We start from the raw sequence: 23,505 nt of genomic DNA, 5'->3' as shown, positions 1-23,505 counted from the left end.
AGTTACAGTTTAATTTTTTCCAACTCCAAATATATATGATCCATTTCGGTTTTGAGTTGAATTATTTCATTGTTTAAATTTTTGATTTCATTTTGAATATTATTAATTTCAGCCTCTCGCTCAGCATCAGTTCGCAGGAATTGGAAGTCTTGCGCTTTTGCTAATTTATCTTTGGTTTGGTCTAAAGCACTTACTTTAACAAAAAGATTTTCCTGAATTCCTATAAGATTATTGTTCAGTATTAGTTTTTTCTCGCGTAGTTCTCTTTCGATTTCAAGTTTTTCTTGCTCAATTAACAAACTTTTTTGTTCTTCAATTCTTTTTTCTTGTAGTTTGAACTGCAAATTATCTTTTTCAGTGACACTATTTTTTTGTTCTAATTCAGCACTTCTGCTGTCTTGAAAGAAGGTGAAGACAAATGTGCCAATAACTAAAAATAAAAGTGCACAAAGAATAAAAAATAGTGTTTTATCGATACCAATAATTTTACTTTTTGATTCCTCATGTTCCAATTCCTCTAGAACTTTAATTTCTTCATTAAAAACTGGTTGTAAGATTTTAATAGGCGGTGGCACAACTCCCAATAGCGATTGTAATTCGGCTACATCGGCAGCGTATTTCCAGTCTTGCATACCTTCACACCAAACAGGAGTTGTTTTCACTATTTCTTTAGCTTTAAGTTCAAGCAAGGTAAACGGACCGCTACTTTCGGTACCATTGTGTATAAAATAGGAATTCATTGAAGGGGACTTTTTTGTTTTGATTTTCAAAAGTACAAAACAATTTACGTTTTGGTTAAATTTATAAAGCGTGTTATTGGTTTTTATACCAATTTTAAATGTCCTTGATGATATAAACTAAAATACAAATTACTAATTATATTTTTCTAGTTGGTAAAATTACTTTTGTAAATGAAAACGAAAATTAACAATTCTTAGAGATCATTTACTGTGTTTACTACATATTTCTGCCGATGTAGTCATATAAAATTTGTAATATAGTTGCTAATGAACTCTTAAAATAGTACTAATTTTTACGTTTTAGACGCTAAAATTTTTTTTGGTTGGTTGAAATCATTTAAAAACTAATCACGATGTTCTAAATTACTAGTCGATAAAACTATCATTATTCTTCTTCATCAGCTAGATCGATTTCTTCATCATCCTCAGTATCAGTAACTATTTCGAAGAAACTAAAAATAGAACCACCATAACTTTTTTGGAATGAAAAGTGAATCATGTGGTCTAATTTGGTATATTTTGAATGTTCGATAATCATCATTCCTTCCTCATTTAGTAACTCTTTTTCGAAAACTAATTCTATAATTTTCTCAAATATTTTTTGATCTAAAGCATAAGGAGGATCAGCAAAAATGATATCGTAAGATGTTTTACATCTTTCAATATAAGTAAAAACATCACTTTTTGTTGCAGCAATATTAAAATCATATTCAGCCGCAACTTGCTTGATGAATTTGACGCAACCAAAATCGCCATCTACAGCGGTAATTGGTGTACTTCCTCGGGACGCAAATTCATAACTGATATTTCCAGTGCCGGCAAATAAGTCCAATATTTTAAGTCCCTCAAAACTAAAATGATTATTTAAAACATTAAATAATGCTTCTTTTGACATGTCAGTTGTGGGACGAACAGGCAAACCTTTTGGCGGAGATATGCGTCTTCCTTTGTATTTTCCTGAAATTATTCTCATGAGTTGAACAGTATAAAATGTTTTCTGTTTTCGGTTTCAGAAAAGTAGTTGTTCCATCGCAAATTTTCTACATCAATTAGAGAAACGTTGCGAATGTATTTGTAAGCAATTTTAAAATAATCGCTTTCAGTATCAATAGCTCCGATTATTTCCAGTGGGAAATTTTCAGGATTTAAATTCAATTGTTCGGCTGTGAATAAAATGTAATAAATAAAATCTTCAGGGGTGCTGTAATCAAAAGAATTGAAAAGTAACAACTTTTGATTTTGAACAATAATGATCTCAAAATGACCAGAATTGATGTGAACAAACATCTTTTTTTCATCCTTATTTTTGGACGCAATCAATACTTTACTAACTAAAATACTGCTGGCATGTTTATAATCGAAAGCACCAAATTGATCAATAAAAAAATTATTGATATTGACATACGGGATATAAACCGCATTCATTTGGTGGTTTGCAATTTCATCAAAAGCAAAAAAATCAGTTTCGAAAACTTTGGTATTATACTGTAAATAGCTGCCTAGAAAATTCTCATCAAAAAGAGGTTCTGGTACAAACGTAGAAAGATTATTATTGTGAATTACTAAAATAGTGTCATACGATTCCCTTAATTCTGGATGATTCTGGAAAGCATCGGCAAACAAATCTTCAATTTTTGAATTTTTATTTACGGTGGCAAAATTTACTTCGCTAAAAGAAATTACAGTATTATTCAGCGTATCAAAACAGCAAAAAGACAAACCATTCAATGAAACTTGAATGGACAGTTTTTTATAAACTTTTTCGGTGATATTTGTGTTTTGTATTGACATATTATAATTTATTATTCTTTTCTGAATTTTATTTTAGAAAGCAATAAATAAGTTGACAAACTTACAAATAAAAATTACAACGACAATTGTAATCCTAGTATCAATTTAATTTGATTTTTGCCAAATCAATTGATTTTTGAGATTGAAAAAGCTTACTTTGCATTAAAATATTAGCTATGAACTCGTCGTTGTTTTACAGTCTTTTACAAAAAAAATTTCCATTTCAGCCCACCTACAAGCAAGATATATTTTTCCAAAAAATCGCTATTTTTTTGACAGAAACTGATAACAGAACTATTTTTGTGCTAAAAGGTTATGCTGGAACGGGGAAAACAACCGTTATCTCTACAATTGTTAATAGTCTATTGGACATTAATAAAAAATATGTTTTGCTTGCGCCAACAGGTCGCGCTGCAAAAGTAATTGCTAATTATTCAAACAAGCCGGCTTTTACAATTCATAAAAAAATATACTTTCCTAAAAAATCTTCTGGAGGCGGCGTTTCATTTACTTTGCAACAAAATAAGCATACCAACACGATTTTTATCGTCGATGAGGCATCGATGATTTCAGATACAAATTCTGATTCTAAATTATACGAAAATGGATCACTTCTAGATGATTTGATTTCTTACGTTTACTCTGGAAGCAATTGCAAGATGATTTTACTTGGAGACACGGCACAGTTGCCACCAGTAAATTTAGATATTAGTCCCGCTTTAGACATACAGACACTAGGAATAAATTATGACAAAGAAGTCGAGCATATTGAACTCGATGAAGTAATGCGTCAGGAAGAAAATTCAGGAATTTTGCATAACGCGACCGAACTACGAGAGTTACTGAAAGATTCTTTTATTGATGAATTCAAATTTAATGTCAAAAAATTCAAAGACATCGTAAGATTGACTGATGGTTATGATATTCAAGATGCTATCAATTCCGCTTACAGTAATTACAGTATTGAAGACACTGCTTTTATTGTTCGTTCCAATAAAAGAGCGAATCAATATAATGAGCAAATCAGAACTAAAATTTTAGATAAGGAAAGCGAACTCTCCACTGGAGATTTTCTGATGGTGGTGAAGAACAATTATTTCTGGCTTAAAGATTCGGATCAAGCTGGCTTTATTGCCAATGGTGATATTATCGAAGTTTTAGAAATTTTCAACATTAAAGAATTATATGGATTTAAGTTTGCCAAAGTAAAAATCAGAATGATCGATTATCCTGATCAAAAACCTTTTGAAACCGTTTTATTGTTAGACACAATTAAAAGCGAATCGCCGTCATTGACCTACGAGGAATCGAATAGATTGTATCAAGAAGTTTTAAAAGATTATGAAGGCGAAACTAAATTTAAACAGTTTCAGATGGTGAAAGCAAACGAATATTTCAACGGACTCCAAGTTAAATTTTCGTATGCAATAACCTGTCATAAATCACAAGGAGGTCAATGGAATACGGTTTTCATCGAACAGCCGTATTTACCTGATGGAATTAATCGAGATTATATTAGATGGTTGTACACCGCAATGACCAGGGCCAAAAATAAATTGTATTTGATAGGATTTAAAGATGAGAGTTTTGAGTAGAACCGCGAAGTTCAAAATTCTTCTCTGCAAGATTTATTTGATGCAGGTTTCACTCAAATTGAAGCTGAAGTTAAAAACGATTTACTTGTTAAATTAAAAACGATTGATCCCTATTATTTTGTTAGCTATATTAAAACAAAAACTGAAATGAAAAAAACATTTTTAATTATCCTATCAACAGCTTTTTTGTTTTCTTGTAAAGGAGAAAAAACGAAAGAAACTTTTTATCAAGCATCAAATGGAAAAATTTTTACGTCAACAGAATATGAAGATATAAAAGTTAAAATGTCTAAACGTGGTGAAATCCAAGAAGAAATATTATCAACTACTGTAAGAAACGACTCTGTCATTAAACTTTTTAAGACAACTGTTAAAGAAGTAAATCCTTATGCTGAAATGAACAATTTTATCGGGAAAAAATTGCCATTTGAAAATTTAATAGATATTAATGGAAATGAATTCAAGATAGAATCATTAAAAGGAAAACCTACATTAATTAATCTTTGGTTCGTAAATTGTCCGCCTTGTATTGAAGAAATGCCACAGTTGAATAAATTAAAAAAACACTACGGAGAAAGCGTAAATTTTTTGGCAGTAACATTCAATAATAAAAAAAAGGTTGATGATTTTCTATTAAAGAAAACTTTTAGTTTTACTCATATTGTTGATGCTCAAATTGAAATTGACAAATTGAATAATAAAAGTTACCCTTTAAATATTTATTTAGATAAAGATGGAATAATACAATCTTATGAAGGGTTTCTTTCTAAAGATTTGGCTGGTGGAAAGAATAAAGAACTAGAAAATTTACTGTAGTTAACACACGCGAAGTCGAGATTTACAAATATCTATTAACGAGAACGTTAGCTTTCACTAATAATATCTATTTTCCCGCGAATTCTCATTTCGCTATTATTGGCAACCTCGTTCAGAGCGGAGATAAAAGTAATTTTAATTTTATTATAGAAAATGGGATATGGTGATTTTATAGAAACATTTAAATCTTCTGACGGCGGAATTGATGGAATTATAAATGAGGATAAATTAGGTTTGGATAAGATTTATATTCAAGCGAAAAGATTTAATGAAAGTAAAGTAAGAGGGAAAGAGATAAGAAATTTATCGCTGCAATGAGTGGCGACAATAATAAAGGTGTTTTTGTTACATCTTCTTTGTTTGATAAAGAATTATCGGGTAAGTAAGTCAATCTCCTAAAGAAAATTGAGATTAAAAAATTAAAATAAAAACTTTGCGCCTTAGCTCCCGAAACTTCGGGATTGTGGCAAAAAACCAAAAAAACATGAAAATAATAGCAGTTATACCAGCACGGTACGCATCTACACGATTTCCAGCAAAATTAATGCAGGATTTAGGAGGAAAAACAGTGATTTTAAGAACTTATGAAGCGGCAACTAAAACAAATCTATTCGATGATGTTTTTGTGGTAACCGATTCAAATTTAATATTTGATGAAATTATTTCGAATGGCGGAAAAGCCATTATGAGTATTAAAGAACACGAATCAGGGAGTGATCGCATTGCAGAAGCTATTGAAAGTATTGATGTAGATATAGTAGTCAATGTTCAAGGAGATGAACCATTTATAAATATTACACCTTTACAAAAACTGATTGAAATTTTCAAGAAAGATGCAAATCGTGAAGTTGATTTGGCTTCATTGATGCGAGAAATAAAAGATGAAGAAGAAATTAGTAATCCTAATAATGTCAAAGTTGTGGTGGATCAAAACCAGTTTGCTTTGTATTTTTCTCGTTCGGTGATTCCATATCCTAGAGAGCGCAATGTAGGCGTACGATTTATGCAGCATATTGGAATTTATGCGTTTCGAAAACAGGCATTATTAGATTTTTATAGTTTATCGATGAAATCATTGGAGGCATCCGAAAAATTGGAGCAATTGCGATATTTAGAATTTGGAAAACGCATCAAAATGGTCGAAACCACTCATGTGGGAATCGGAATTGACACAGCTGCAGACTTAGAGAAAGCGCGCAAGATGTTGTAAATTATTGATCATTTTCGTGATCAAAATAGCCTTTGGTTTTAACTTTGGTTGAGAAAAAATTTAAGAAGAGAATAATAAAGAATAAAAACAACAAGGCCTGTGTTGTTACTAAAACTTTCCCCGTTAAAGTCACTGGAAAAAAATCACCATATCCTACGGATGAGGAAGTTACAATGCTAAAATAAACAGCGTCAAACCAATGGTTGAAAGATTTATTTAGGAAATTCCCGCTAGAATAAAATACAGCATAAGCAAATGCAATCTCTAAATAATTAAAAAAAAGTAACAGCATTGATCTTTTATATGATCGTGGTTTCGAAAATAAATCTGATGCAAAAATTAATGTTGGAATATAAAAAACAGTTTCTAAGAAGATATAAACGAGAATCCAAATCACGAACTGATAATTCTGCCATTGATTTACTAATATTAAAATTGGAAAAATAACTTTTAACAGGATATAGCAATCTAAAGTCAAATATTGATATTCTACGCCCTTCTTCCTTGCCCAATATTTCAAGTAAATGCCAGGAAAAAGCAATTGAGAAGACGCAAGTAGTAACCGAACGATTTTCTCAATTCCATTATCCTCCTGATGTTCGTTATTCCAAATCGATTGTATGTTGTGTAACCTTTTTTGAATGTGATTATATTCAGGTTGCACATTTATAGAAACTTTGCCTAAAAGAAGTTTTTTTATAATTTTTTTCATCAATTTTTTTTCAAGGAATTTGAAACTGTATTTTATAAATCTATGACGCAATAAAAAGATAAATATCGCGAATATTTTCCCGTTATGTTTTGATTACATTTTCAATAATAAAAAGTTCATTATGTGAAGCGGTAGGTGATAAAGTTTTTATTTTCAATTGGATATTTTTACATTCGGCTACGAAATTATTATTTCTTTGGCTGTGATTTTCGTTTAAAATTATTGTGTTAAAGAGAATAAAACCACCTTGATTTAAAAGAAAACAGATTCTTTTGATAAAAAAATTTTGAAATAGAAAGTTTGGCATTGCCATGTCTTCAAAAATATCGACAATAATTAAATCATAACTGTTTTTAGTTTTCAACACAAATTCAAAAGCGTCATCAATTATAATTTCGAGATTCTCAACCGCGTTTAGTTTGAAATAAGTATTTGCTATTTTAATAACTTCTGGATCTATTTCGACACCTGTTATTCTGCCCTCGAACTTTATTTCATTCGCTAATGTTTTAATGACACTTCCACCAGCAACTCCTAAAACTAGGATGTGATTCATAGAAACGATTTTATCAAATCCTATATTATGCAACCCCAAGCGCAAAATACGTTGTAAACCGCCATAGGAATAATTGGTGTTTTCAGAATCCAGCACTAATTCCCCATTTACCCAAGCAACTTTAATTGCTTTGCTAACTGACGATTTAGCCTGATAAATTTTTATAGGAATCAGATAACTAAATATTTTTTTAATCATTGTCGGCAGTTTTACTCAAAAATAAGATTTAATTTATTTATTTTGCCCGAAATAGCAAAGAATGAAAAAACAATTTTATAAATGGATATTTTTCAGACTCATGGGTTGGAAAATAGTTGGAAGTATTGATTCCGACATCAAAAAATGTGTATTGATGGTGCTCCCGCACACAAGCGCACATGATTTTTATTTGGGGGTTTTCACAAGGGGAATAACTGGTTTAGAAATGAATTGGGTTGGCAAAAAAGAATTGTTTCGTTTTCCTTTTGGTTTCTATCATCGATATATGGGTGGAGAACCGTTGGATCGTTCGGGAGGTTTGAATAAAGTTGATTCTATTGCAGCTATTTTTGAAAAAAAAGAAATTTTTCGTTTGGCAGTTGCTCCAGAAGGAACCCGTAAAACTACTAAGGATCTAAAAACAGGGTTTTATTACATTGCTTTAAAAGCGAATGTACCTATTATTCCCTTAGCATTCGATTTTGGTAAAAAAGAAGTCAATTTAGGAAAGCCGGTATATCCAACAGGAAATCTAGAATTCGATCTCAATATTTTGAAAAAACATTTTTTGGGGGTAAAAGGCAAAATCCCAGAGAATGGTTTCTTTTTCAGCTAATTTCAGTAACGAATTTTTAACCATCAAGAATATTAAGTCGCAATAAAATTCGACTCAAATTAATGTTATTGATGGTTTTCGAATTTTAATTTGCTTTGTTATAAATTTATCCGCTCTGAGCGTATAAAAACCATAGTTTTTTAAGCTTCAGTAACTAATTTGGACGATAGCTCTTAAAAGTTCCATCTTTATAAAAAATTACAATCTTGTCTATTGCGTCATCTTCATGATCTTGGAATGCATTTAGATTATGCGGTTTTTGTGTTGTAGGTTGATTACCTGGAATTTGTTTTTGATTTTCTGAAAATAAATCTGCAACACTAATTTCTTTGTTTTTAATAATAGGAGTAGCCTTTTGCTGTTCGTCTTTGCCGGTAAAATCCATCTGTTGATTTTCCGCGCTTTTTGGAAATGTTCCTTTTCCATTTATTATCCAATACAAATCGACATCAGGAAATACATCTAATATTTTAAGTATAAAATCCAAACTGGGTTTGTTTCTTCCTGAAAGCAGGTGAGACAAACTGGAACGTTGTACGCCAATTTTGTCTGCAAAGGACGAGGCATTTAAATTGTAATAATCCAATATAATTTCCAATCTTTTTATGAAATCTTCTGTGTTTACCATTGTAAATTCTCTTTAAGAATTAGCTGTTTACAAATGTAACTAAAACATCTTGAAAAACCTAAATTACAGATGTAAATTAAATAAATTTTTAAAATTAACATAAAGTAATTAATTAAATATAATTACATAACTGCTTGATATTAAATATTTTAAATTATTAAATAAAACATGTTAACAATTGTCATTTATGGCTCTATCCTATAGTCGAAGTGGTGGGTAAAAGCTGTTTACAGTATTGAAATAAACTTAATTTAATCTGTTTACAATTGTAAATATAAAGATGTTTACTTTTGTAAATCAAATTAAATCAAATGAATTTAGAAGAATTATTTGTTTCAAATAAAGAGCATTCTATTAGCGGACGTTACATTGCACTCAAAGTTATCGAACCTTTGCTACAGTCCTTAAATACAAATAAGCAACTGTATATTATTGGAAAATCCGTTCTTGAAAAACCAATTTATTCCTATAATATAGGAACTGGTAAAATTCGAATTTTTCTTTGGTCGCAGATGCATGGTAATGAAAGTACAACTACTAAGGCATTGTTTGACTTTTTAAATTTGTTGCAAAGCGGTTCAGAATTAGCTGAAAACTTTTTAAACACTTTTACATTTTTATGTATTCCAATGCTAAATCCTGACGGAGCAGCTTTATATACAAGAGAAAATGCTAATAAAATTGATTTAAATAGAGATTCGAAAAATCTCACCCAACCTGAAAGCCGACTTTTGCGTGAGACATTTGATTTATTTAAACCAGATTACTGTTTTAATTTACATGATCAACGCACTATTTTTGGCGTAAGCGACTCTGGAAAGCCAGCAACAATGTCTTTTCTAGCGCCCGCATATAACGACGAAAGAGAAATTAATGAAACGAGATTAAGAGCAATTGAATTAATTGCGACTATTAATGAACAATTACAATTTTATTTGCCAGATCAAATTGGACGTTTCGATGATTCATTCAATATAAATTGTATCGGAGATATGTTTCAGCATTTAGGGGTTCCTACTATTTTAATCGAAGCTGGTCATTTTCCAAATGATTACGAACGTGAGGAAACCCGAAAATTTGTATTTATGTCTTTAGTTTGCAGTTTTTCAGCGCTTAGCGAAAACGTTATAGTTAATAATGGAATTGATAAATACTTGAATATTCCTCAAAATAAAGCCGTTTTTTATGATATTATATATAAAAACATCAAAATAAATTATGATGGTATTGAAATAATCACGAATTTTGCGGTACAATACAAAGAAGAGTTAATTGAAAATCAGGTTTGTTTTAATGCTTATATTATTATAATAGGAGATTTAGAACATAATTTTGGTCATTTGGAATATGATGTCGGTAACGCGGTTTATACAGATGGCGGAACAGATATTCCGAATTTGAATCAAAAAGCCGATTTTTTTTTAGATAAAGACATAAAAGTTACCAACGGAATGATAAAAATGTAGTTTTTTAATCTTTTTGTTGTTTTTTATTTATATTTTTATACTTTGTTAAAGCATTTAAAAATATTAATTATAAAGTTATGAGTAAATTTCGTTTAGATGAAGTAGATCACCAGATATTGGATATGTTGATTGACAATACAAGAGTTCCTTTTACAGATATTGCAAAAAAATTGTTGATTTCTGCAGGAACTGTGCACGTAAGAGTAAAAAAAATGGAGGATGCCGGAATCATTATGGGCTCTTCATTAGTACTTGATTATGATAAATTAGGATACTCATTTATTGCTTATGTTGGTGTATTTTTAAATAACACGTCTCAAACAAAATTTGTTTTGGAACGTATAAATGAAATTCCTTATGTCACTGTCGCTTCTGTAACTACTGGAAAATTTAATATTTTCTGTAAAATTAGAGCTAAAGATACTAAACATGCCAAAGACGTTATTTTCATGATCGATGATATTGAAGGTGTATATAGAACAGAAACGATGATTTCGCTTGAGGAAAGCATCAACGACAAAAAGCGTTTGATGCATACCATTTTTAAAAATATGTAATTAATCTTGGAAGCGATATAAAATAATATAACCTCAAGTTAATTCTTGAGGTTTTTTTTTGAAAAATTAGGGAACTACAACAACCATAACCGCAATATTATGTACACTTTACCAAAAATTGAACAATTTAATCAAGATGTTCTTTCTAAATATAATATTTACAACAGCGTATTTATAACGCTTCCTTTTGATTCGATAGATAATACAGGTGCTTTGTTGCCTTTGTTTACAGACATTTGTGATACTGGTTTTAAAAAACAAGAAACTCCGAAAGAAATAGTTGATTTTTTTGCTAAACGGTATTTGCACGATCCGACTGAAGAGGATAAAATCGATATTATGTTTCGGTTTATTCAATATATTGAACGCCAAATTGTATTGTTTGACGCTATTGAAGATGCAGCTTTTCCAGTGGTTAATAATATGGAAGGCCGAGGTTCACTTCGAGATATAAAAGAAAAATCAGATGCTAAGAACAAGCAAGAGGAACTAATAGATTTTTTAGAAGATTTTCACGTTCGAACAGTTTTAACTGCCCATCCTACACAATTTTATCCCGGTGCTGTACTTGGAATTATAAATGATTTGACTAATGCAATTCGTAAAAATGATTTGCTCGATATCAAAATATTATTAGCTCAATTAGGTAAAACTCCGTTTATACAAAATGAGAAACCAAATCCCTTTGACGAAGCTGTTAGTTTAATTTGGTATCTTGAAAATGTCTTCTATCAAACTTCGGGCGAAATGGTGCACTATCTTCAAAAAAATATTTTTGATGGTGAATCTATAAAAAATCCAATAATACAGCTTGGTTTTTGGCCTGGGGGCGATCGCGATGGAAACCCTTTTGTAACCACAGAAATTACTTTTAAAGTAGCAGAACGTTTAAGAACTTCCATTTTAAAATGCTATTATATCGAAATTAGAAAATTAAAAAGAAAGTTAACATTCTCTGGTGTAAGTAATTTAGTCAACGAACTTGAACAAAAGCTTTATCGGTCTGTTTTTTATTCCGTAGGAGAAATTTTTATCACTGTAGATGAGTTTAATGCTCAATTAAACAAAATAAAACAAATTATAATTGATCAACATCAGTCTCTATATCTGGATGATTTAGATGCTCTTTTGATAAAAGTTAATCTATTTGGCTTTCATTTTGCTTCTTTGGATATTAGACAAAATAGTAAAATACATGATGCTGTTTTTAATGATGTTGTTGATTATTATTGGAAACAAGATTCATTAGTTTTTCCCAGCAATTATTTTGAATTAAATGAGGAAGAAAAATTTGATGTTCTTTCTAAAGTTGATGGTAATCTTGATCCTACAGTTTTTGAAAATGAATTGACAAGATTAACTATTGAGTCTATTCAAGCTATTAAAACAATTCAACAGAAAAATGGAGAATTTGGTGCCAATCGCTACATAATAAGTAACAATGAAAGTGCATTAAATGTGATGGAAACGTTTGCATTATTTCGTTTGAGTAATTGGCAAAACCCAAAAGTTGATATTATTCCGCTTTTTGAATCTGTTGATGATTTGCAAAATGCGCACCAAATAATGGAAAAGCTGTATACTAATCCTGCTTATGCAGATCATTTGCGTAACAGAAACAACAAACAAACAATTATGTTAGGTTTCTCTGACGGCACTAAAGATGGAGGTTATCTAATGGCAAATTGGAGTATTTACAAAGCAAAAGAGGAATTAACAACGATCTCTAGAAAGTATGGTATTAAAGCGATTTTCTTTGATGGTCGTGGCGGACCGCCAGCTCGTGGTGGTGGAAAAACTCATAAGTTTTATGCCTCTTTGGGCCCAACAATTGAAAATAATGAAATTCAGGTTACGGTGCAAGGACAAACAATCAGTTCTAATTTTGGAACATTAGATTCCTGTCGTTATAATTTAGAAAATCTTTTAAGTGCCGGAGTTACTAATCAGGTGTTCAGTAAAGGACAAAACGAACTCTCTGTTGTTCAGAAAAATATTTTAGACCAATTGGCGGGTTTTGGATACGAAAAGTATTTAAGTTTTAAGAATCATCCTAAATTCATACCGTATTTAGAGCAAATGAGTACTTTAAAATATTATGCTAAAACAAATATTGGAAGTCGTCCCTTAAAAAGAAGTAAATCTGCCAGTTTAGATTTTGCCGATTTGCGCGCGATTCCTTTTGTGGGTTCTTGGAGTCAATTAAAGCAAAATGTTCCTGGATTTTTTGGTGTTGGTACAGCTTTAAAAAAGTTTGAAGATAATGGTCAATGGGACAAGGTTCAAGATTTGTATGATAACTCTTTATTCTTTAAAACTTTGTTGGAAAACAGTATGATGTCCTTAGCAAAATCATTTTTCCCACTAACGGCATACATGCAAAAAGATCCTGAATTTGGAGAATTCTGGCAAATTATTTACAATGAATTTTTAGAAACAAAACGTTTATTACTAAAAATAGCAGGACATAAAACCTTAATGGAAAATTATCCTGATGGTAAAGCCTCTATCGAAATAAGAGAACGTATTGTATTGCCGTTGTTGACAATACAGCAATATGCTTTATCGAGAATTAACGAATTAAATAAAGAAAATATTCCTAACGAACAGCTGATAAAAGTATTTGAAAAAATTGTTATGCGATCCCTTTTCGGAAACACAAATGCTAGTAGAAATTCAGCTTAAAAAATAGAAAATGAAAGTATCACAATTACCAATTTCAGAATATGCAGAATATTATTTCCAATACATAAATGTTTTGGGCGAAGTAACACTAATTGAAGAATTAGAAATTTCATTGCACGAATTTATTCGGTTTGTTCAAAACATTCCAATGGATAAGTTTGATTATCGCTATGCCGATGGAAAATGGACGATTAAAGAAATTATTCAGCACGTGATAGATACGGAACGTATTTTTGCATATCGAGCGCTGCGTATTTCTAGAAATGATAAAACGCCACTTCCCGGATTTAATGAAAATGAATATATTAATAATACCGATGCTAATCAACGTGGAATTCAGGATTTGCTAACTGAATTTTCCGCAGTAAGACATTCTAATATTTATTTGTTCAAAAGTTTTTCAAACGAGCAATTAGAAAGAATGGGAATTGCTTCAAATGTTGGAGTCTCTGTTCGTGCCATCGGGTTCATACTAATTGGTCATCAAAAACACCATCAAAAAGTATTTGAAGAAAGGTATTTATAACTTACTGTAAAAATATAGACCAAATTTCGAATTTCTTTTCAAATGACATTGTATTTGCAAGACTTGTAGAAGGCATTACGTAATAGGTGATGCCTTTTTTTTGTCCAAATTTTTTGTAAAAAAATTTATGACTTTCTTTTCCATTGAAAATTATTTTATTTATTTCTGAAAATTGGGCAAATAACATTAGAAAATCGTTTTCTTGATGATTTTTAATGTGAACATCTAAACTGCCTTTTCTTTCGCAGTTTTGTAAAACATCCCACAATCCAATATTATTTCTTTGAAGCACTTTAATTTTTTCTCCAAAATTTTCAGGAATGGGTAAGTTATCAAAAAGAGTGAACATAATTTTCCAAAAATGATTTCTTGGATGTGCATAATATTCTTGTTTTTCCAGCGAAGTTATGCCGGGCATTGTTCCCAAAATAAGAGTTTTAGTTGAAAAATTTACAAACGGTGGGAAAGACTGAATCATATTATTTTATTAAATCAAAATTCCTTGTTTATCAATTATTGCTAAAGCCAATCTTATTTTTCCGTAATCAATTTTCTCTTCAAAATAGTCGAAATAAGGTTTTAAAGCTACGGGAGATTCAAGCGTAATTTTTGCAGCGGCAATTTGTTGAACTTCATCGTTAGAGATGAATTGAGATAAATCAATAGGTGCGCCATCGAGATATAGTTTAGCTAAGTGAGACATGATTGTACTTAATCCTAAATTTCTTTTTTCGGCAATAGCTTCAACTGATAATCCACGATTATACATTTCTAATGTTTCTTGGTAAGTTGTACCTTCTTTCTTTTTTTTAACAACTTTTGCCTTTTGAAATTCAATTATTGCTTTAATAAAAGCATCGCCATATTTTTCAAGTTTTGCTTTCCCAACTCCGTCAATTGCTAGTAATTCTTGATCACTCATTGGTCGCTCGGTCTCCATTTGGCGCAAAGCCGCATCACTAAAAATAACATAAGCAGGAACTTGCTCCTCTTTTGAAATTTCGTATCGCAATTTTCGTAAAATTTCAAATAAGGAATTTGCAGTCAATTTGGTTTTAGTTTCTTTAGCTTCCTGTTTTTCTGAACTGAATTTCTGAACGTTTGTTAGTTGGACTTTTTCACCATCAAAAAGCACTTTTTTGGCGAAAGCCGTTAATCTAATTTTATTTTGCTGGTCAAATGCAATTTCGCAATAACCCAAATTGATCAATTGAATTAAGTATTGGTTCCAGTTAAACCAAGAAAGATCACTGCCAACAGCATAGGTTTTTAATAGTTGATATTCTTTTTCATAAATGTAAGCGTTTTTTGAACCGCGCAAAAAGTCAATAATTACAGGTAATGGTTCTGATTCCTTCAAACGAATAATTGCCGACAACGCTTTTTGAGCGATAATAGTTCCATCAAAAAATAAAGGTGGATTTTTACAAATATCACAGTTTCCACAATTTTCGGTTACTAGTTCACCAAAATAGGAAAGTAAAATTTTACGACGACAACTTAATGCATCAGCGTATTGTTTCATTCTTTCTAATTTTGCCAGTTGTACTTCAGCATTTAAACCTTGTGATGCAAATTTCTGCAACTGAATCATATCGCCATAACTTTCGAATAATACCGTTTCAGATGGCAATCCATCACGACCGGCGCGACCAATTTCTTGATAATAACCTTCAATGTTTTTGGGTAAATTATAATGAATAACCCAGCGAACATTAGATTTATCGATTCCCATTCCAAAAGCGATGGTGGCGCAAACTACTTGACAATCATCATTTATAAATTGATCTTGGGTTTGCGATCTAATTTTTCCATCTAGACCAGCATGATATGCTTTAGCATTTACGCCAGTTTTTTGTAATTTTTCAGCAAGCTCTTCTGTAGTTTTTCGACTCAAGCAATAAATAATTCCAGATTCGTTTGGCTTGTCCTTTATAAAATCTATAATTTGTTTCACTCTGTCTAAAGCTGGTCTAACTTCTAAACTTAGGTTTTTCCGATCAAATGAAGCAACAAATATTTGAGGATTTACTAAGTTTAATTGAGCGCTAATGTCCTTGCGTGTAACCTTATCGGCAGTTGCAGTTAAAGCTAAGATTGGAGTAGAAGGGAAGCGATTTTTAAGATAACCTAAATTAGTATATGCTGGACGAAAATCATGTCCCCATGCCGAAATACAGTGCGCTTCATCAATGGCAATAAGACTTACAGTCAAACTATTAAAAAGAGTGTCTAAGAAAGATAAACTTTCAGGAGCAACATATACTAATTTAATTATATTCGATTTTAGGCTTTCGATATAAAATTGTCGCTCGCCTTCGGTTTGACTGCTATTTATAAAGCAAGCTTCAATTCCGTTTGCTTTTAAGCTATCCACTTGGTCTTTCATCAAAGCTATCAGCGGCGAAATTACAATTGTAATTCCCGGAAAAAGTAATGCTGGCAATTGAAAACAGATTGATTTTCCGCCACCAGTTGGCATAATTGCTAGTGTATCTTGACCGGACAAAATGCAATTTATTATATCTTCTTGGTTAGGTCTAAATTTCTCAAAACCAAAGTTTTCCTTTAATGTGGTGTGTAAAATAGCAGTTGTCATTGTGGCGTATATTTTTGAACTAAAGTAATAAAAAAAGGAACTCATTTACGAGTTCCTTTAAATTTATAAGTTTTAAGAATAAGATGAATTAATCTTCATCTTCTTGATCATCATCTTCATCTATAAAATCTTTTTCATCTGTGTCATCATCGTCGTCGTCGTCTCCTGAGTCGGAATCTGGCTTATCAAGATTATCATCTTCCTCGTCATCATCATCAATGTCATCATCTAAGTCTAATCCTTTGATTGGTTCAACAACTTCATCAATTAAAAGTTCATCATCTTCATCATAATTTTCAATTCGTTCAGAAAGTTTGGTGCTAACTTTCACTAAATAAATGGTGTCGTCTGTATGAACTTCTACCGCTTCAATTAATTCATTTTTAGCATTTCTAAAACTGATGATATTTGAATCATCATAACCATCAGGAAATTTTTCCACTAATAAATTTAGAATCTCGTGGGTAAGTTTCGCATAATCAACTATTACTCTTTTCATAAATATTCCTATAGGTCTAACAAATAAGCGAAAATTAAAGGTGCCACAATAGTAGCATCTGACTCAATTATAAATTTTGGAGTTTTAATATCTAATTTACCCCAGGTAATTTTTTCATTTGGAACAGCTCCAGAATACGATCCATAACTAGTTGTAGAATCTGAAATCTGACAGAAATAACTCCAAAAGGGTACATCATGCATTTCCATATCTTGGTACAACATAGGCACAACACAAATAGGAAAATCTCCAGCAATACCGCCACCTATCTGGAAGAAACCAACACCTTTACTACTATTTTTTGGATACCAATCAGCTAAGAAAGTCATGTATTCAATACCAGATTTCATAGTTGATGCTTTTAAATCACCTTTGATTACATAAGAAGCAAAAATATTTCCCATTGTACTGTCTTCCCATCCCGGTACAATTATAGGTAAATTTTTCTCTGCTGCAGCATACATCCAGCTATCTTTTAAGTCAATTTCGTAATATTCCTCAAGAACACCAGAAAGTAACATTTTGTACATAAATTCATGAGGGAAATATCTTTCTCCTTTTTCTTCAGCATCTTTCCAGATTTTGTAAATGTGCTTTTGCAAACGACGGAATGCTTCGTGTTCTGGTATACAAGTATCTGTAACGCGGTTCAAACCTCTTTCCATCAAGTCCCATTCTTCCTGCGGAGTCAAATCACGGTAATTTGGAACTCTTTCATAATGTGAATGAGCCACTAAATTCATGATATCTTCTTCAAGATTTGCTCCAGTGCAAGAAATGATATGAACTTTATCCTGACGAATTATTTCAGCGAAGATTTTCCCAATTTCGGCGGTGCTCATTGCACCAGCCATTGTTACCATCATTTTTGCTCCGTTAGCTAATTGTTCTTCGTATGCTTTAGCTGCGTCAACTAAAGATGCAGAGTTAAAATGCAAATAATGCTTTTCAATAAACTGACTAATAGGTCCTTTGCTCATTTTTTAAAATTTATTTTCTTGTATTTATGTTTTCATAACGAAGTAATTCAAATTTAATAAAATTAATTTGAAACAAGTAGTTATAAATGTTGTTTACTTTATTTTTTATGATAACCTAATATTTTTAGGACATCGTCAGCAGTTTGCTGTTCCGAGAAAACTTCGGTAGCTAAAATTCCGTTTTCGTCTCTATCGATCAAAATATGTTTAGGTTGCGGAATTAAACAATGGTGTAAGCCACCATATCCGCCTATTGTTTCCTGATACGCTCCTGTGTTGAAAAAACCTATATACAATGGTTTTTCTTTGTTGTATTTAGGCAAATAAATGGCATTCATGTTTTGCTCTGAATTATAATAATCATCGCTATCACAAGTCAGTCCGCCCAGTAAAACTCGCTCGTAAGTCTCATTCCATCGATTCACTGCAAGCATTATAAAACGTTTGTTTATTGCCCAAGTATCAGGTAAAGTAGTAATAAAAGAGGAATCAATCATATTCCATTTCTCTCTATCATTTTGCTGTTTCTGATATAAAACTTGGTATATTGCGCCACCACTTTCGCCCACGGTGAATGATCCAAATTCAGTAAAAATATTGGGAACATCAACTTCGGCCTCATCACAAGCAATTTTTATTTGATTGATAATTTCGTCAATCATATATTGATAATCAAATTCAAATGCTAGAGAATTTTTTATTGGAAAACCACCACCAATGTTTAAGCCGTCTAATGAAGGACATTCCTTTTTTAAAGCAACATATACTTTAATACATTTTACTAATTCATTCCAGTAATACGCGGTATCATTAATTCCCGTATTTATGAAAAAGTGCAATATTTTTAGTTCTAAATTCTTGTTCTCTTGAATTTGCTTCTTGTAAAAACTTACAATATTTTTATAACCAATTCCAAGTCTTGAAGTGTAGAATTCAAATTTTGGTTCTTCTTCTGAAGCGATGCGAATCCCGATTTTGAATTTACCTTTAATTTCTGCTTGCAGTAAATCAAGTTCTTCATAATTATCGATAATTGGAATAGTGTTTTTATGTCCGTTGTTGATCAATCGAGCAATATTTTCAATGTATTGATCTCTTTTAAATCCATTACAAATGACATAAGTGCTTTTATTAATCTTGCCGTTTACTAATAAATTTTCGACAATATTAATGTCAAAAGCAGATGACGTTTCAATGTGAATATTATTTTTGAAAGCTTCATTCATGATATATTCAAAATGAGAACTTTTAGTACAATAGCAATAGTAATACTTTGCCTCATACTTATTTTTTTCCATCGATTTTCTAAACCATGCTTTGGCCTTGTTGATATTGTTTGAAATTTGCGGCAAATAGGTAAACTTCAAAGGAGTACCATATTGCTCCACTAATTTCATCAAATCGATATTGTGAAATTGGAGATTATCTTTGTTTAATGTAAACTCTTCTTGAGGGAAATAGTATGTTTGATTAATTAAATCAGAATATTTTGTATTCATTAGATTTTGATATTATAGATTAGAATATTTAATTAAGACTACATCTAAAAAATCATACTCGGATATTAGCATAAATTATTTGAAGTTTCTCGTGGTCGGCTTTCAAATATTGGAATATATCAAAACTAAAGTTCCCCTTAATAGAGTAAAACCGCTTCAATATTCTTAAAAAAGAAAATTTTTTGCGAGTTTTACTAGAACTATAGCTGCGTTTGTTTTGACATTTTTTCATTGGTGCAAATGTAAAAAAATAATATAAACACTAAGCGTGCTTTTTATAAAAATTTATGATGATTTATAATCTTCAAACGCTGCAAGAATTAATTCATTTTCAACAGATTGATTAATTTTTATTTTTCCTATTCCTTCTATTAGTGCAAATTGTATATTGCCGTATTCGTTTTTCTTGTCATGAATCAATAATTCCAAGATAGGTTCGATATCATTTTCTTCAAAAATTACATCATCATAAATTGATTTTAGACTAGATTTAATCTGTAAATAGTCATCTTGATCTATTAATTTTTTGCTCATAGAAATATAACTTTCTAAAATCATTCCTATGGCAATTGCTTCTCCATGCAGCAATGTTGTTTTATTTTCATTTTCTAAAAAGTAACTCTCAATCGCATGTCCTAAGGTATGTCCAAAATTCAAAGATTTCCGAATGTTTTTTTCCGATGGATCTTGTGTAACTATCTCATTTTTAATTTCAACAGATCGATAAATTAAGGAATCGAAGTCGGCAAAATCAATTAATTTCAAGTCTAAAAATTGTTCCCAATACATTTTATCGTAGATTAAACCATGTTTTAGCATTTCAGCTAGACCTGAGCGCATTTCGTTTTGCGGTAATTTTTCAAGATACTGTGTGTCTATAAGTACCATTTTTGGTGTATTGATTACTCCAATTTGGTTTTTTAAATTACCTAAATCAACACCGTTTTTTCCGCCTACTGATGCATCCACCATTGCTAGCAAAGTGGTAGGAATGTGGATAAAATCGATTCCACGTTTAAAGGTTGAAGCTACAAAACCGCCTAAATCAGTTACAACGCCGCCGCCTAAATTTATGATTAATGTTTTTCGGTCTGCGCCAAGTTCTGTTAGTACATTCCAAATTTGAACACAAGTTTCGATATTTTTATTATGTTCACCTGCTTCAAATTCGACAATTTCAATCGTCAAATCTGTTTCCAGCAACGGTAAAAAAGTAGGCAAGCAAAACTCATTTGTATTACTGTCTACAATTATAAATAAATTAGAATATTTATTTTCCTTTAAGTGAAAGTTTAATGCTTCATATCCGTTTTCATTGAAATGAATAGGATAACTAGTGGCTTGAATTGACTGCATAATTACTATTTTATTATAATGGCAAAATAAGGTAATTTTTGCTGAATAATATTTAAAAGTCTGTTTATATTTGTACAAAAATATCACATTTGATGGAAAAATTATTTGATAATACACAAGTTGCATTCGCATTAAAAAGCGATACTGAACTCGATAGAGCTTATTTTCTTTTTAAAATGATCGATAATCAGCCTTTAGTTCGAATAGGAACTGCGGTAACTAACTTTGCTTTAAAAGCAAATCTTCCCGTTGAAGGATTGATTCGAGCGACTGTTTTTGACCATTTTTGTGGAGGAATAAATGAAGTTGATTGTCTTTCGGTAGTCGATAAATTGTATACAAAAGGAGTTTCGTCAGTATTGGATTATTCTGTTGAAGGCAAAGAAGAAGAAGATCAGTTTGATGCGGCTTTAGAAATGACACTAAAAACGATAGAATTTGCCAAAGAGCGTTTAGCAATTCCATTTGCAGTTTTTAAACCAACTGGTTTTGGAAGATTTGAATTGTATGAGAAAATTGGCGCAAAGCAAACCTTGACTGATGCAGAGCAAGCAGAGTGGAGTCGAGTAGTAAATCGTTTTGATTCCGTTTGCAGCGAAGCTCACAAAAAAAATGTGGCGTTATTAATTGACGGCGAAGAAAGCTGGATGCAAGACGCTGCAGATCAACTTGTTACTGAAATGATGCAAAAATATAATAAAGAGAAATGTATTGTTTTTAACACTTTGCAGCTGTATCGCTGGGATCGCTTAGATTATTTGAAAAAATTGCATCAAAAAGCTAAAAACGAAGGATTTTTTATTGGCATGAAGCTAGTTCGTGGCGCTTACATGGAAAAAGAAATTGCACGCGCAATTGAAAAAGGATATCCGTCACCAATATGTGAGACCAAAGATGCAACAGATAAAAACTACGATGAAACCGTGATGTATATGATGGAGCATTTAGACCAAATGTCAATTTTTTCAGGGACGCATAATGAATTAAGCACCTATAAGCTAATGGACTTAATGCAGAAAAAAGCTATTAAAACCAATGATGATAGAATATGGTTTGGCCAATTATATGGAATGAGCGATAATATCAGTTACAATTTGGCTATAAATGATTATAATGTCGCTAAATATTTGCCGTTCGGTCCTGTAAAAGATGTGATGCCATATTTAATTCGCCGTGCTGAAGAAAATACTTCGGTAGCTGGACAAACAAGCCGGGAATTGTCGATGATAAAAACAGAGAGAAAGAGGAGGAAGGGGAAGTAGTGGTCAGTGATCAGTGGCAAGTGGTCAGTGCTTAGTGTTCAGTCATAAGTTTAAATAAAGATAAATAAAGCTCCAATTGAAAAATTGGAGCTTTTTGCTTTATGATTATCTCTAGGCTCCCTCATCGTTGCATGGGGTTGGGGCGAGTACTGCCTATTACTAAACTGTAAATTACTTAAGTTTTTATAAATATCGTTTTCTAATATGATCAATTCTTATATGATCCACACTCTGTGACTTTTTCATTATTCACCACTAAAATTTGATTCGCGCTGCTAGTAGTTTAAAGTTGGTTAACAGTAATAGTTCTTGTTCTTCATTGCATGAAATTAAAATCAAATTTGTCAAATATTATCGATCAAAATTTACTGGGACGTGGCAAAGTAAATGTCATAAAATTGATAATGTTACACTGCTTCACTTAGGAAGCAACTATTTCTAACATATTTGTATAGCGAACAAAAGTTGAAACTCTATTCCCTAATGCGTGGCCTACAAAACTTAAAATAATTGTAAACACTAGCTATACAAAAGGCCTACTTTTGGAAAAGGTCATTTCACATTAATTTATATCCTACAAATTATCTTTACTCTTTTACTAAATGTTTATATATACTTTTATGTATAAATTAATCTATACTTTTTAGTATATATTAAAAACAATACATACATTTGTCCTTCAGGTTTATTTTAATGACCAAAAAATCAATTATTAAATCTTTTAAACAATGAAAATAACAACTCAAGATGAATATGGTTTAAGAATATTAGTCCGTATTGCAAAATGTAAAGATCAGTCTGGATTGAGCATTCCTCAACTCAGTGAAGCAGAAGGATTGTCACAACCTAATGTTTCTAAATTAACTCGAATTCTCCGGATGGAAGGATTGATTAATAGTACTAAAGGACATGTTGGAGGCTATGTGCTTGCCAGACCAGCAAACACGATAACGGTAAACGATATTTTGAACTCGTTAGGCGGACGTTTATTTGATGAACAATTTTGCGTAAATCATGTTGGCGTAATGAAAATCTGCAGTAATTCGACAGATTGCTCTATTCGCTCGCTTTGGACCATTGTTCAATCTGCTATAGACAAGTTATTAGATACAATAACACTTGCTGATTTATCGCACGGTGAAAAAGAAGCCACGGTTACTTTTCAAAGCTTATTTGAAGAAATAACAACAGAGAATAAAGAAATATTATAATCC

Annotated in this window: 23 protein-coding genes; 11 read left to right on the top strand and 12 right to left on the bottom strand. The window is 31.3% G+C overall.

The window, feature by feature from the left end:
• Positions 1-2: 2 nt before the first annotated feature.
• The 3 genes from BUB42_RS07280 to BUB42_RS07270 all read right to left on the bottom strand — a co-directional run bounded on the left by BUB42_RS07280 (position 3) and on the right by BUB42_RS07270 (position 2,531).
• Positions 3-740 (bottom strand): DUF4339 domain-containing protein, encoded by a 738-nt coding sequence (locus BUB42_RS07280; RefSeq protein ID WP_073018680.1) that lies wholly within the window; start codon positions 738-740, stop codon positions 3-5.
• A 385-nt stretch (positions 741-1,125) separates the two neighbouring features.
• Entirely contained in the window at positions 1,126-1,713 is a 588-nt protein-coding gene (locus BUB42_RS07275; RefSeq protein WP_073018678.1) for an RsmD family RNA methyltransferase, read from the bottom strand.
• Positions 1,710-2,531 carry a DUF3822 family protein gene (locus BUB42_RS07270; RefSeq protein ID WP_073018676.1) on the bottom strand — a complete coding sequence of 274 codons (822 nt, stop codon included), beginning with the start codon at positions 2,529-2,531 and terminating at the stop codon, positions 1,710-1,712. The genes BUB42_RS07275 and BUB42_RS07270 overlap by 4 nt, the downstream gene beginning before the upstream one ends.
• Positions 2,532-2,707: 176 nt before the next feature.
• Here BUB42_RS07270 and BUB42_RS07265 point away from each other — a divergent pair, with 176 nt between their 5' ends.
• The 4 genes from BUB42_RS07265 (at position 2,708) to kdsB (ending at position 6,152) form a co-directional block, all read left to right on the top strand.
• A complete protein-coding gene (locus BUB42_RS07265) occupies positions 2,708-4,126 on the top strand; it encodes an ATP-dependent DNA helicase (protein ID WP_073018674.1) in 1,419 nt (472 codons plus the stop codon).
• Between the two features lie 147 nt (positions 4,127-4,273).
• A complete protein-coding gene (locus BUB42_RS07260) occupies positions 4,274-4,942 on the top strand; it encodes a TlpA family protein disulfide reductase (RefSeq protein ID WP_073018672.1) in 669 nt (222 codons plus the stop codon).
• A gap of 153 nt (positions 4,943-5,095) precedes the next feature.
• Positions 5,096-5,260 carry a restriction endonuclease gene (locus tag BUB42_RS16555; RefSeq protein WP_211517677.1) on the top strand — a complete coding sequence of 55 codons (165 nt, stop codon included), beginning with the start codon at positions 5,096-5,098 and terminating at the stop codon, positions 5,258-5,260.
• A gap of 166 nt (positions 5,261-5,426) precedes the next feature.
• Positions 5,427-6,152, top strand: coding sequence for a 3-deoxy-manno-octulosonate cytidylyltransferase (gene kdsB / locus BUB42_RS07250; RefSeq protein ID WP_073018797.1), 726 nt, complete (start codon positions 5,427-5,429; stop codon positions 6,150-6,152).
• A gap of 1 nt (position 6,153) precedes the next feature.
• Here kdsB and BUB42_RS07245 read toward each other — a convergent pair whose 3' ends face one another.
• Together BUB42_RS07245 and BUB42_RS07240 are read right to left on the bottom strand one after the other, a co-directional pair.
• The gene (locus BUB42_RS07245) at positions 6,154-6,864 is read right to left on the bottom strand and encodes a potassium channel family protein (protein WP_073018670.1); all 711 of its coding nucleotides are present in this window, start codon (positions 6,862-6,864) and stop codon (positions 6,154-6,156) included.
• 82 nt (positions 6,865-6,946) lie between these two features.
• Positions 6,947-7,618, bottom strand: coding sequence for a spermidine synthase (locus tag BUB42_RS07240; RefSeq protein ID WP_073018668.1), 672 nt, complete (start codon positions 7,616-7,618; stop codon positions 6,947-6,949).
• A 61-nt stretch (positions 7,619-7,679) separates the two neighbouring features.
• Here BUB42_RS07240 and BUB42_RS07235 point away from each other — a divergent pair, with 61 nt between their 5' ends.
• Positions 7,680-8,234, top strand: a complete 555-nt coding sequence (locus tag BUB42_RS07235; protein ID WP_073018666.1) for a 1-acyl-sn-glycerol-3-phosphate acyltransferase — start codon at positions 7,680-7,682, stop codon at positions 8,232-8,234.
• Positions 8,235-8,388: 154 nt separating this feature from the next.
• Here BUB42_RS07235 and BUB42_RS07230 read toward each other — a convergent pair whose 3' ends face one another.
• On the bottom strand, positions 8,389-8,862 hold the full coding sequence (locus tag BUB42_RS07230; protein WP_073018664.1) for a helix-turn-helix domain-containing protein: 474 nt from the start codon (positions 8,860-8,862) through the stop codon (positions 8,389-8,391).
• A gap of 311 nt (positions 8,863-9,173) precedes the next feature.
• Here BUB42_RS07230 and BUB42_RS07225 point away from each other — a divergent pair, with 311 nt between their 5' ends.
• The 4 genes from BUB42_RS07225 (at position 9,174) to BUB42_RS07210 (ending at position 14,096) form a co-directional block, all read left to right on the top strand.
• Positions 9,174-10,328 carry a M14 family metallopeptidase gene (locus BUB42_RS07225; RefSeq protein ID WP_073018662.1) on the top strand — a complete coding sequence of 385 codons (1,155 nt, stop codon included), beginning with the start codon at positions 9,174-9,176 and terminating at the stop codon, positions 10,326-10,328.
• Positions 10,329-10,405: 77 nt separating this feature from the next.
• A complete protein-coding gene (locus BUB42_RS07220) occupies positions 10,406-10,885 on the top strand; it encodes an Lrp/AsnC family transcriptional regulator (protein WP_035672404.1) in 480 nt (159 codons plus the stop codon).
• A gap of 99 nt (positions 10,886-10,984) precedes the next feature.
• On the top strand, positions 10,985-13,570 hold the full coding sequence (locus BUB42_RS07215; RefSeq protein ID WP_073018660.1) for a phosphoenolpyruvate carboxylase: 2,586 nt from the start codon (positions 10,985-10,987) through the stop codon (positions 13,568-13,570).
• A gap of 10 nt (positions 13,571-13,580) precedes the next feature.
• Positions 13,581-14,096: a DinB family protein gene (locus BUB42_RS07210; RefSeq protein ID WP_073018658.1), complete on the top strand. Its 516-nt coding sequence runs from the start codon at positions 13,581-13,583 to the stop codon at positions 14,094-14,096.
• A 1-nt stretch (position 14,097) separates the two neighbouring features.
• Here BUB42_RS07210 and BUB42_RS07205 read toward each other — a convergent pair whose 3' ends face one another.
• From BUB42_RS07205 to aroB, 6 genes are all read right to left on the bottom strand, one after another.
• Complete coding sequence (locus BUB42_RS07205; RefSeq protein WP_073018656.1) at positions 14,098-14,574, bottom strand: DNA-deoxyinosine glycosylase; 477 nt, start codon at positions 14,572-14,574, stop codon at positions 14,098-14,100.
• A 9-nt stretch (positions 14,575-14,583) separates the two neighbouring features.
• A complete protein-coding gene (gene recQ / locus BUB42_RS07200; RefSeq protein WP_073018655.1) occupies positions 14,584-16,695 on the bottom strand; it encodes a DNA helicase RecQ in 2,112 nt (703 codons plus the stop codon).
• 88 nt (positions 16,696-16,783) lie between these two features.
• Complete coding sequence (locus BUB42_RS07195) at positions 16,784-17,194, bottom strand: DNA primase (protein ID WP_073018653.1); 411 nt, start codon at positions 17,192-17,194, stop codon at positions 16,784-16,786.
• Positions 17,195-17,202: 8 nt separating this feature from the next.
• Positions 17,203-18,174 (bottom strand): deoxyhypusine synthase family protein, encoded by a 972-nt coding sequence (locus BUB42_RS07190; protein ID WP_073018651.1) that lies wholly within the window; start codon positions 18,172-18,174, stop codon positions 17,203-17,205.
• A gap of 98 nt (positions 18,175-18,272) precedes the next feature.
• Positions 18,273-19,673 (bottom strand): type III PLP-dependent enzyme domain-containing protein, encoded by a 1,401-nt coding sequence (locus BUB42_RS07185; RefSeq protein WP_073018649.1) that lies wholly within the window; start codon positions 19,671-19,673, stop codon positions 18,273-18,275.
• Between the two features lie 285 nt (positions 19,674-19,958).
• A complete protein-coding gene (gene aroB, locus BUB42_RS07180) occupies positions 19,959-21,029 on the bottom strand; it encodes a 3-dehydroquinate synthase (RefSeq protein WP_073018795.1) in 1,071 nt (356 codons plus the stop codon).
• A gap of 92 nt (positions 21,030-21,121) precedes the next feature.
• On the opposite strand from aroB, the gene BUB42_RS07175 reads away from it, so the two are divergent.
• Positions 21,122-22,291: a proline dehydrogenase family protein gene (locus tag BUB42_RS07175; RefSeq protein ID WP_073018647.1), complete on the top strand. Its 1,170-nt coding sequence runs from the start codon at positions 21,122-21,124 to the stop codon at positions 22,289-22,291.
• A 728-nt stretch (positions 22,292-23,019) separates the two neighbouring features.
• Entirely contained in the window at positions 23,020-23,502 is a 483-nt protein-coding gene (locus BUB42_RS07170; protein WP_073018645.1) for an RrF2 family transcriptional regulator, read from the top strand.
• The last annotated feature ends 3 nt before the right edge of the window (positions 23,503-23,505 follow it).

The sequence above is a fragment of the Flavobacterium micromati genome, from assembly GCF_900129585.1.
GTDB lineage: Bacteria > Bacteroidota > Bacteroidia > Flavobacteriales > Flavobacteriaceae > Flavobacterium > Flavobacterium micromati.
Note: the sequence above shows the minus strand (reverse complement) of the source record. Positions and strands in the feature narration are given on the sequence as shown.

What these genes read in the sequence shown, in the direction of transcription:
- recQ (WP_073018655.1), bottom strand. Translation starts at nt 16,695, where the DNA reads ATGACAACTGCTATTTTACACACCACATTAAAGGAAAACTTTGGTTTT.
- BUB42_RS07280 (WP_073018680.1), bottom strand. Translation starts at nt 740, where the DNA reads ATGAATTCCTATTTTATACACAATGGTACCGAAAGTAGCGGTCCGTTT.
- BUB42_RS07195 (WP_073018653.1), bottom strand. Translation starts at nt 17,194, where the DNA reads ATGAAAAGAGTAATAGTTGATTATGCGAAACTTACCCACGAGATTCTA.
- BUB42_RS07275 (WP_073018678.1), bottom strand. Translation starts at nt 1,713, where the DNA reads ATGAGAATAATTTCAGGAAAATACAAAGGAAGACGCATATCTCCGCCA.
- BUB42_RS07190 (WP_073018651.1), bottom strand. Translation starts at nt 18,174, where the DNA reads ATGAGCAAAGGACCTATTAGTCAGTTTATTGAAAAGCATTATTTGCAT.
- BUB42_RS07235 (WP_073018666.1), top strand. Translation starts at nt 7,680, where the DNA reads ATGAAAAAACAATTTTATAAATGGATATTTTTCAGACTCATGGGTTGG.
- BUB42_RS07265 (WP_073018674.1), top strand. Translation starts at nt 2,708, where the DNA reads ATGAACTCGTCGTTGTTTTACAGTCTTTTACAAAAAAAATTTCCATTT.
- BUB42_RS07220 (WP_035672404.1), top strand. Translation starts at nt 10,406, where the DNA reads ATGAGTAAATTTCGTTTAGATGAAGTAGATCACCAGATATTGGATATG.
- BUB42_RS07225 (WP_073018662.1), top strand. Translation starts at nt 9,174, where the DNA reads ATGAATTTAGAAGAATTATTTGTTTCAAATAAAGAGCATTCTATTAGC.
- BUB42_RS07215 (WP_073018660.1), top strand. Translation starts at nt 10,985, where the DNA reads ATGTACACTTTACCAAAAATTGAACAATTTAATCAAGATGTTCTTTCT.
- BUB42_RS07245 (WP_073018670.1), bottom strand. Translation starts at nt 6,864, where the DNA reads ATGAAAAAAATTATAAAAAAACTTCTTTTAGGCAAAGTTTCTATAAAT.
- BUB42_RS07170 (WP_073018645.1), top strand. Translation starts at nt 23,020, where the DNA reads ATGAAAATAACAACTCAAGATGAATATGGTTTAAGAATATTAGTCCGT.
- BUB42_RS16555 (WP_211517677.1), top strand. Translation starts at nt 5,096, where the DNA reads ATGGGATATGGTGATTTTATAGAAACATTTAAATCTTCTGACGGCGGA.
- BUB42_RS07185 (WP_073018649.1), bottom strand. Translation starts at nt 19,673, where the DNA reads ATGAATACAAAATATTCTGATTTAATTAATCAAACATACTATTTCCCT.
- BUB42_RS07230 (WP_073018664.1), bottom strand. Translation starts at nt 8,862, where the DNA reads ATGGTAAACACAGAAGATTTCATAAAAAGATTGGAAATTATATTGGAT.
- aroB (WP_073018795.1), bottom strand. Translation starts at nt 21,029, where the DNA reads ATGCAGTCAATTCAAGCCACTAGTTATCCTATTCATTTCAATGAAAAC.
- BUB42_RS07175 (WP_073018647.1), top strand. Translation starts at nt 21,122, where the DNA reads ATGGAAAAATTATTTGATAATACACAAGTTGCATTCGCATTAAAAAGC.
- kdsB (WP_073018797.1), top strand. Translation starts at nt 5,427, where the DNA reads ATGAAAATAATAGCAGTTATACCAGCACGGTACGCATCTACACGATTT.
- BUB42_RS07260 (WP_073018672.1), top strand. Translation starts at nt 4,274, where the DNA reads ATGAAAAAAACATTTTTAATTATCCTATCAACAGCTTTTTTGTTTTCT.
- BUB42_RS07240 (WP_073018668.1), bottom strand. Translation starts at nt 7,618, where the DNA reads ATGATTAAAAAAATATTTAGTTATCTGATTCCTATAAAAATTTATCAG.
- BUB42_RS07210 (WP_073018658.1), top strand. Translation starts at nt 13,581, where the DNA reads ATGAAAGTATCACAATTACCAATTTCAGAATATGCAGAATATTATTTC.
- BUB42_RS07205 (WP_073018656.1), bottom strand. Translation starts at nt 14,574, where the DNA reads ATGATTCAGTCTTTCCCACCGTTTGTAAATTTTTCAACTAAAACTCTT.
- BUB42_RS07270 (WP_073018676.1), bottom strand. Translation starts at nt 2,531, where the DNA reads ATGTCAATACAAAACACAAATATCACCGAAAAAGTTTATAAAAAACTG.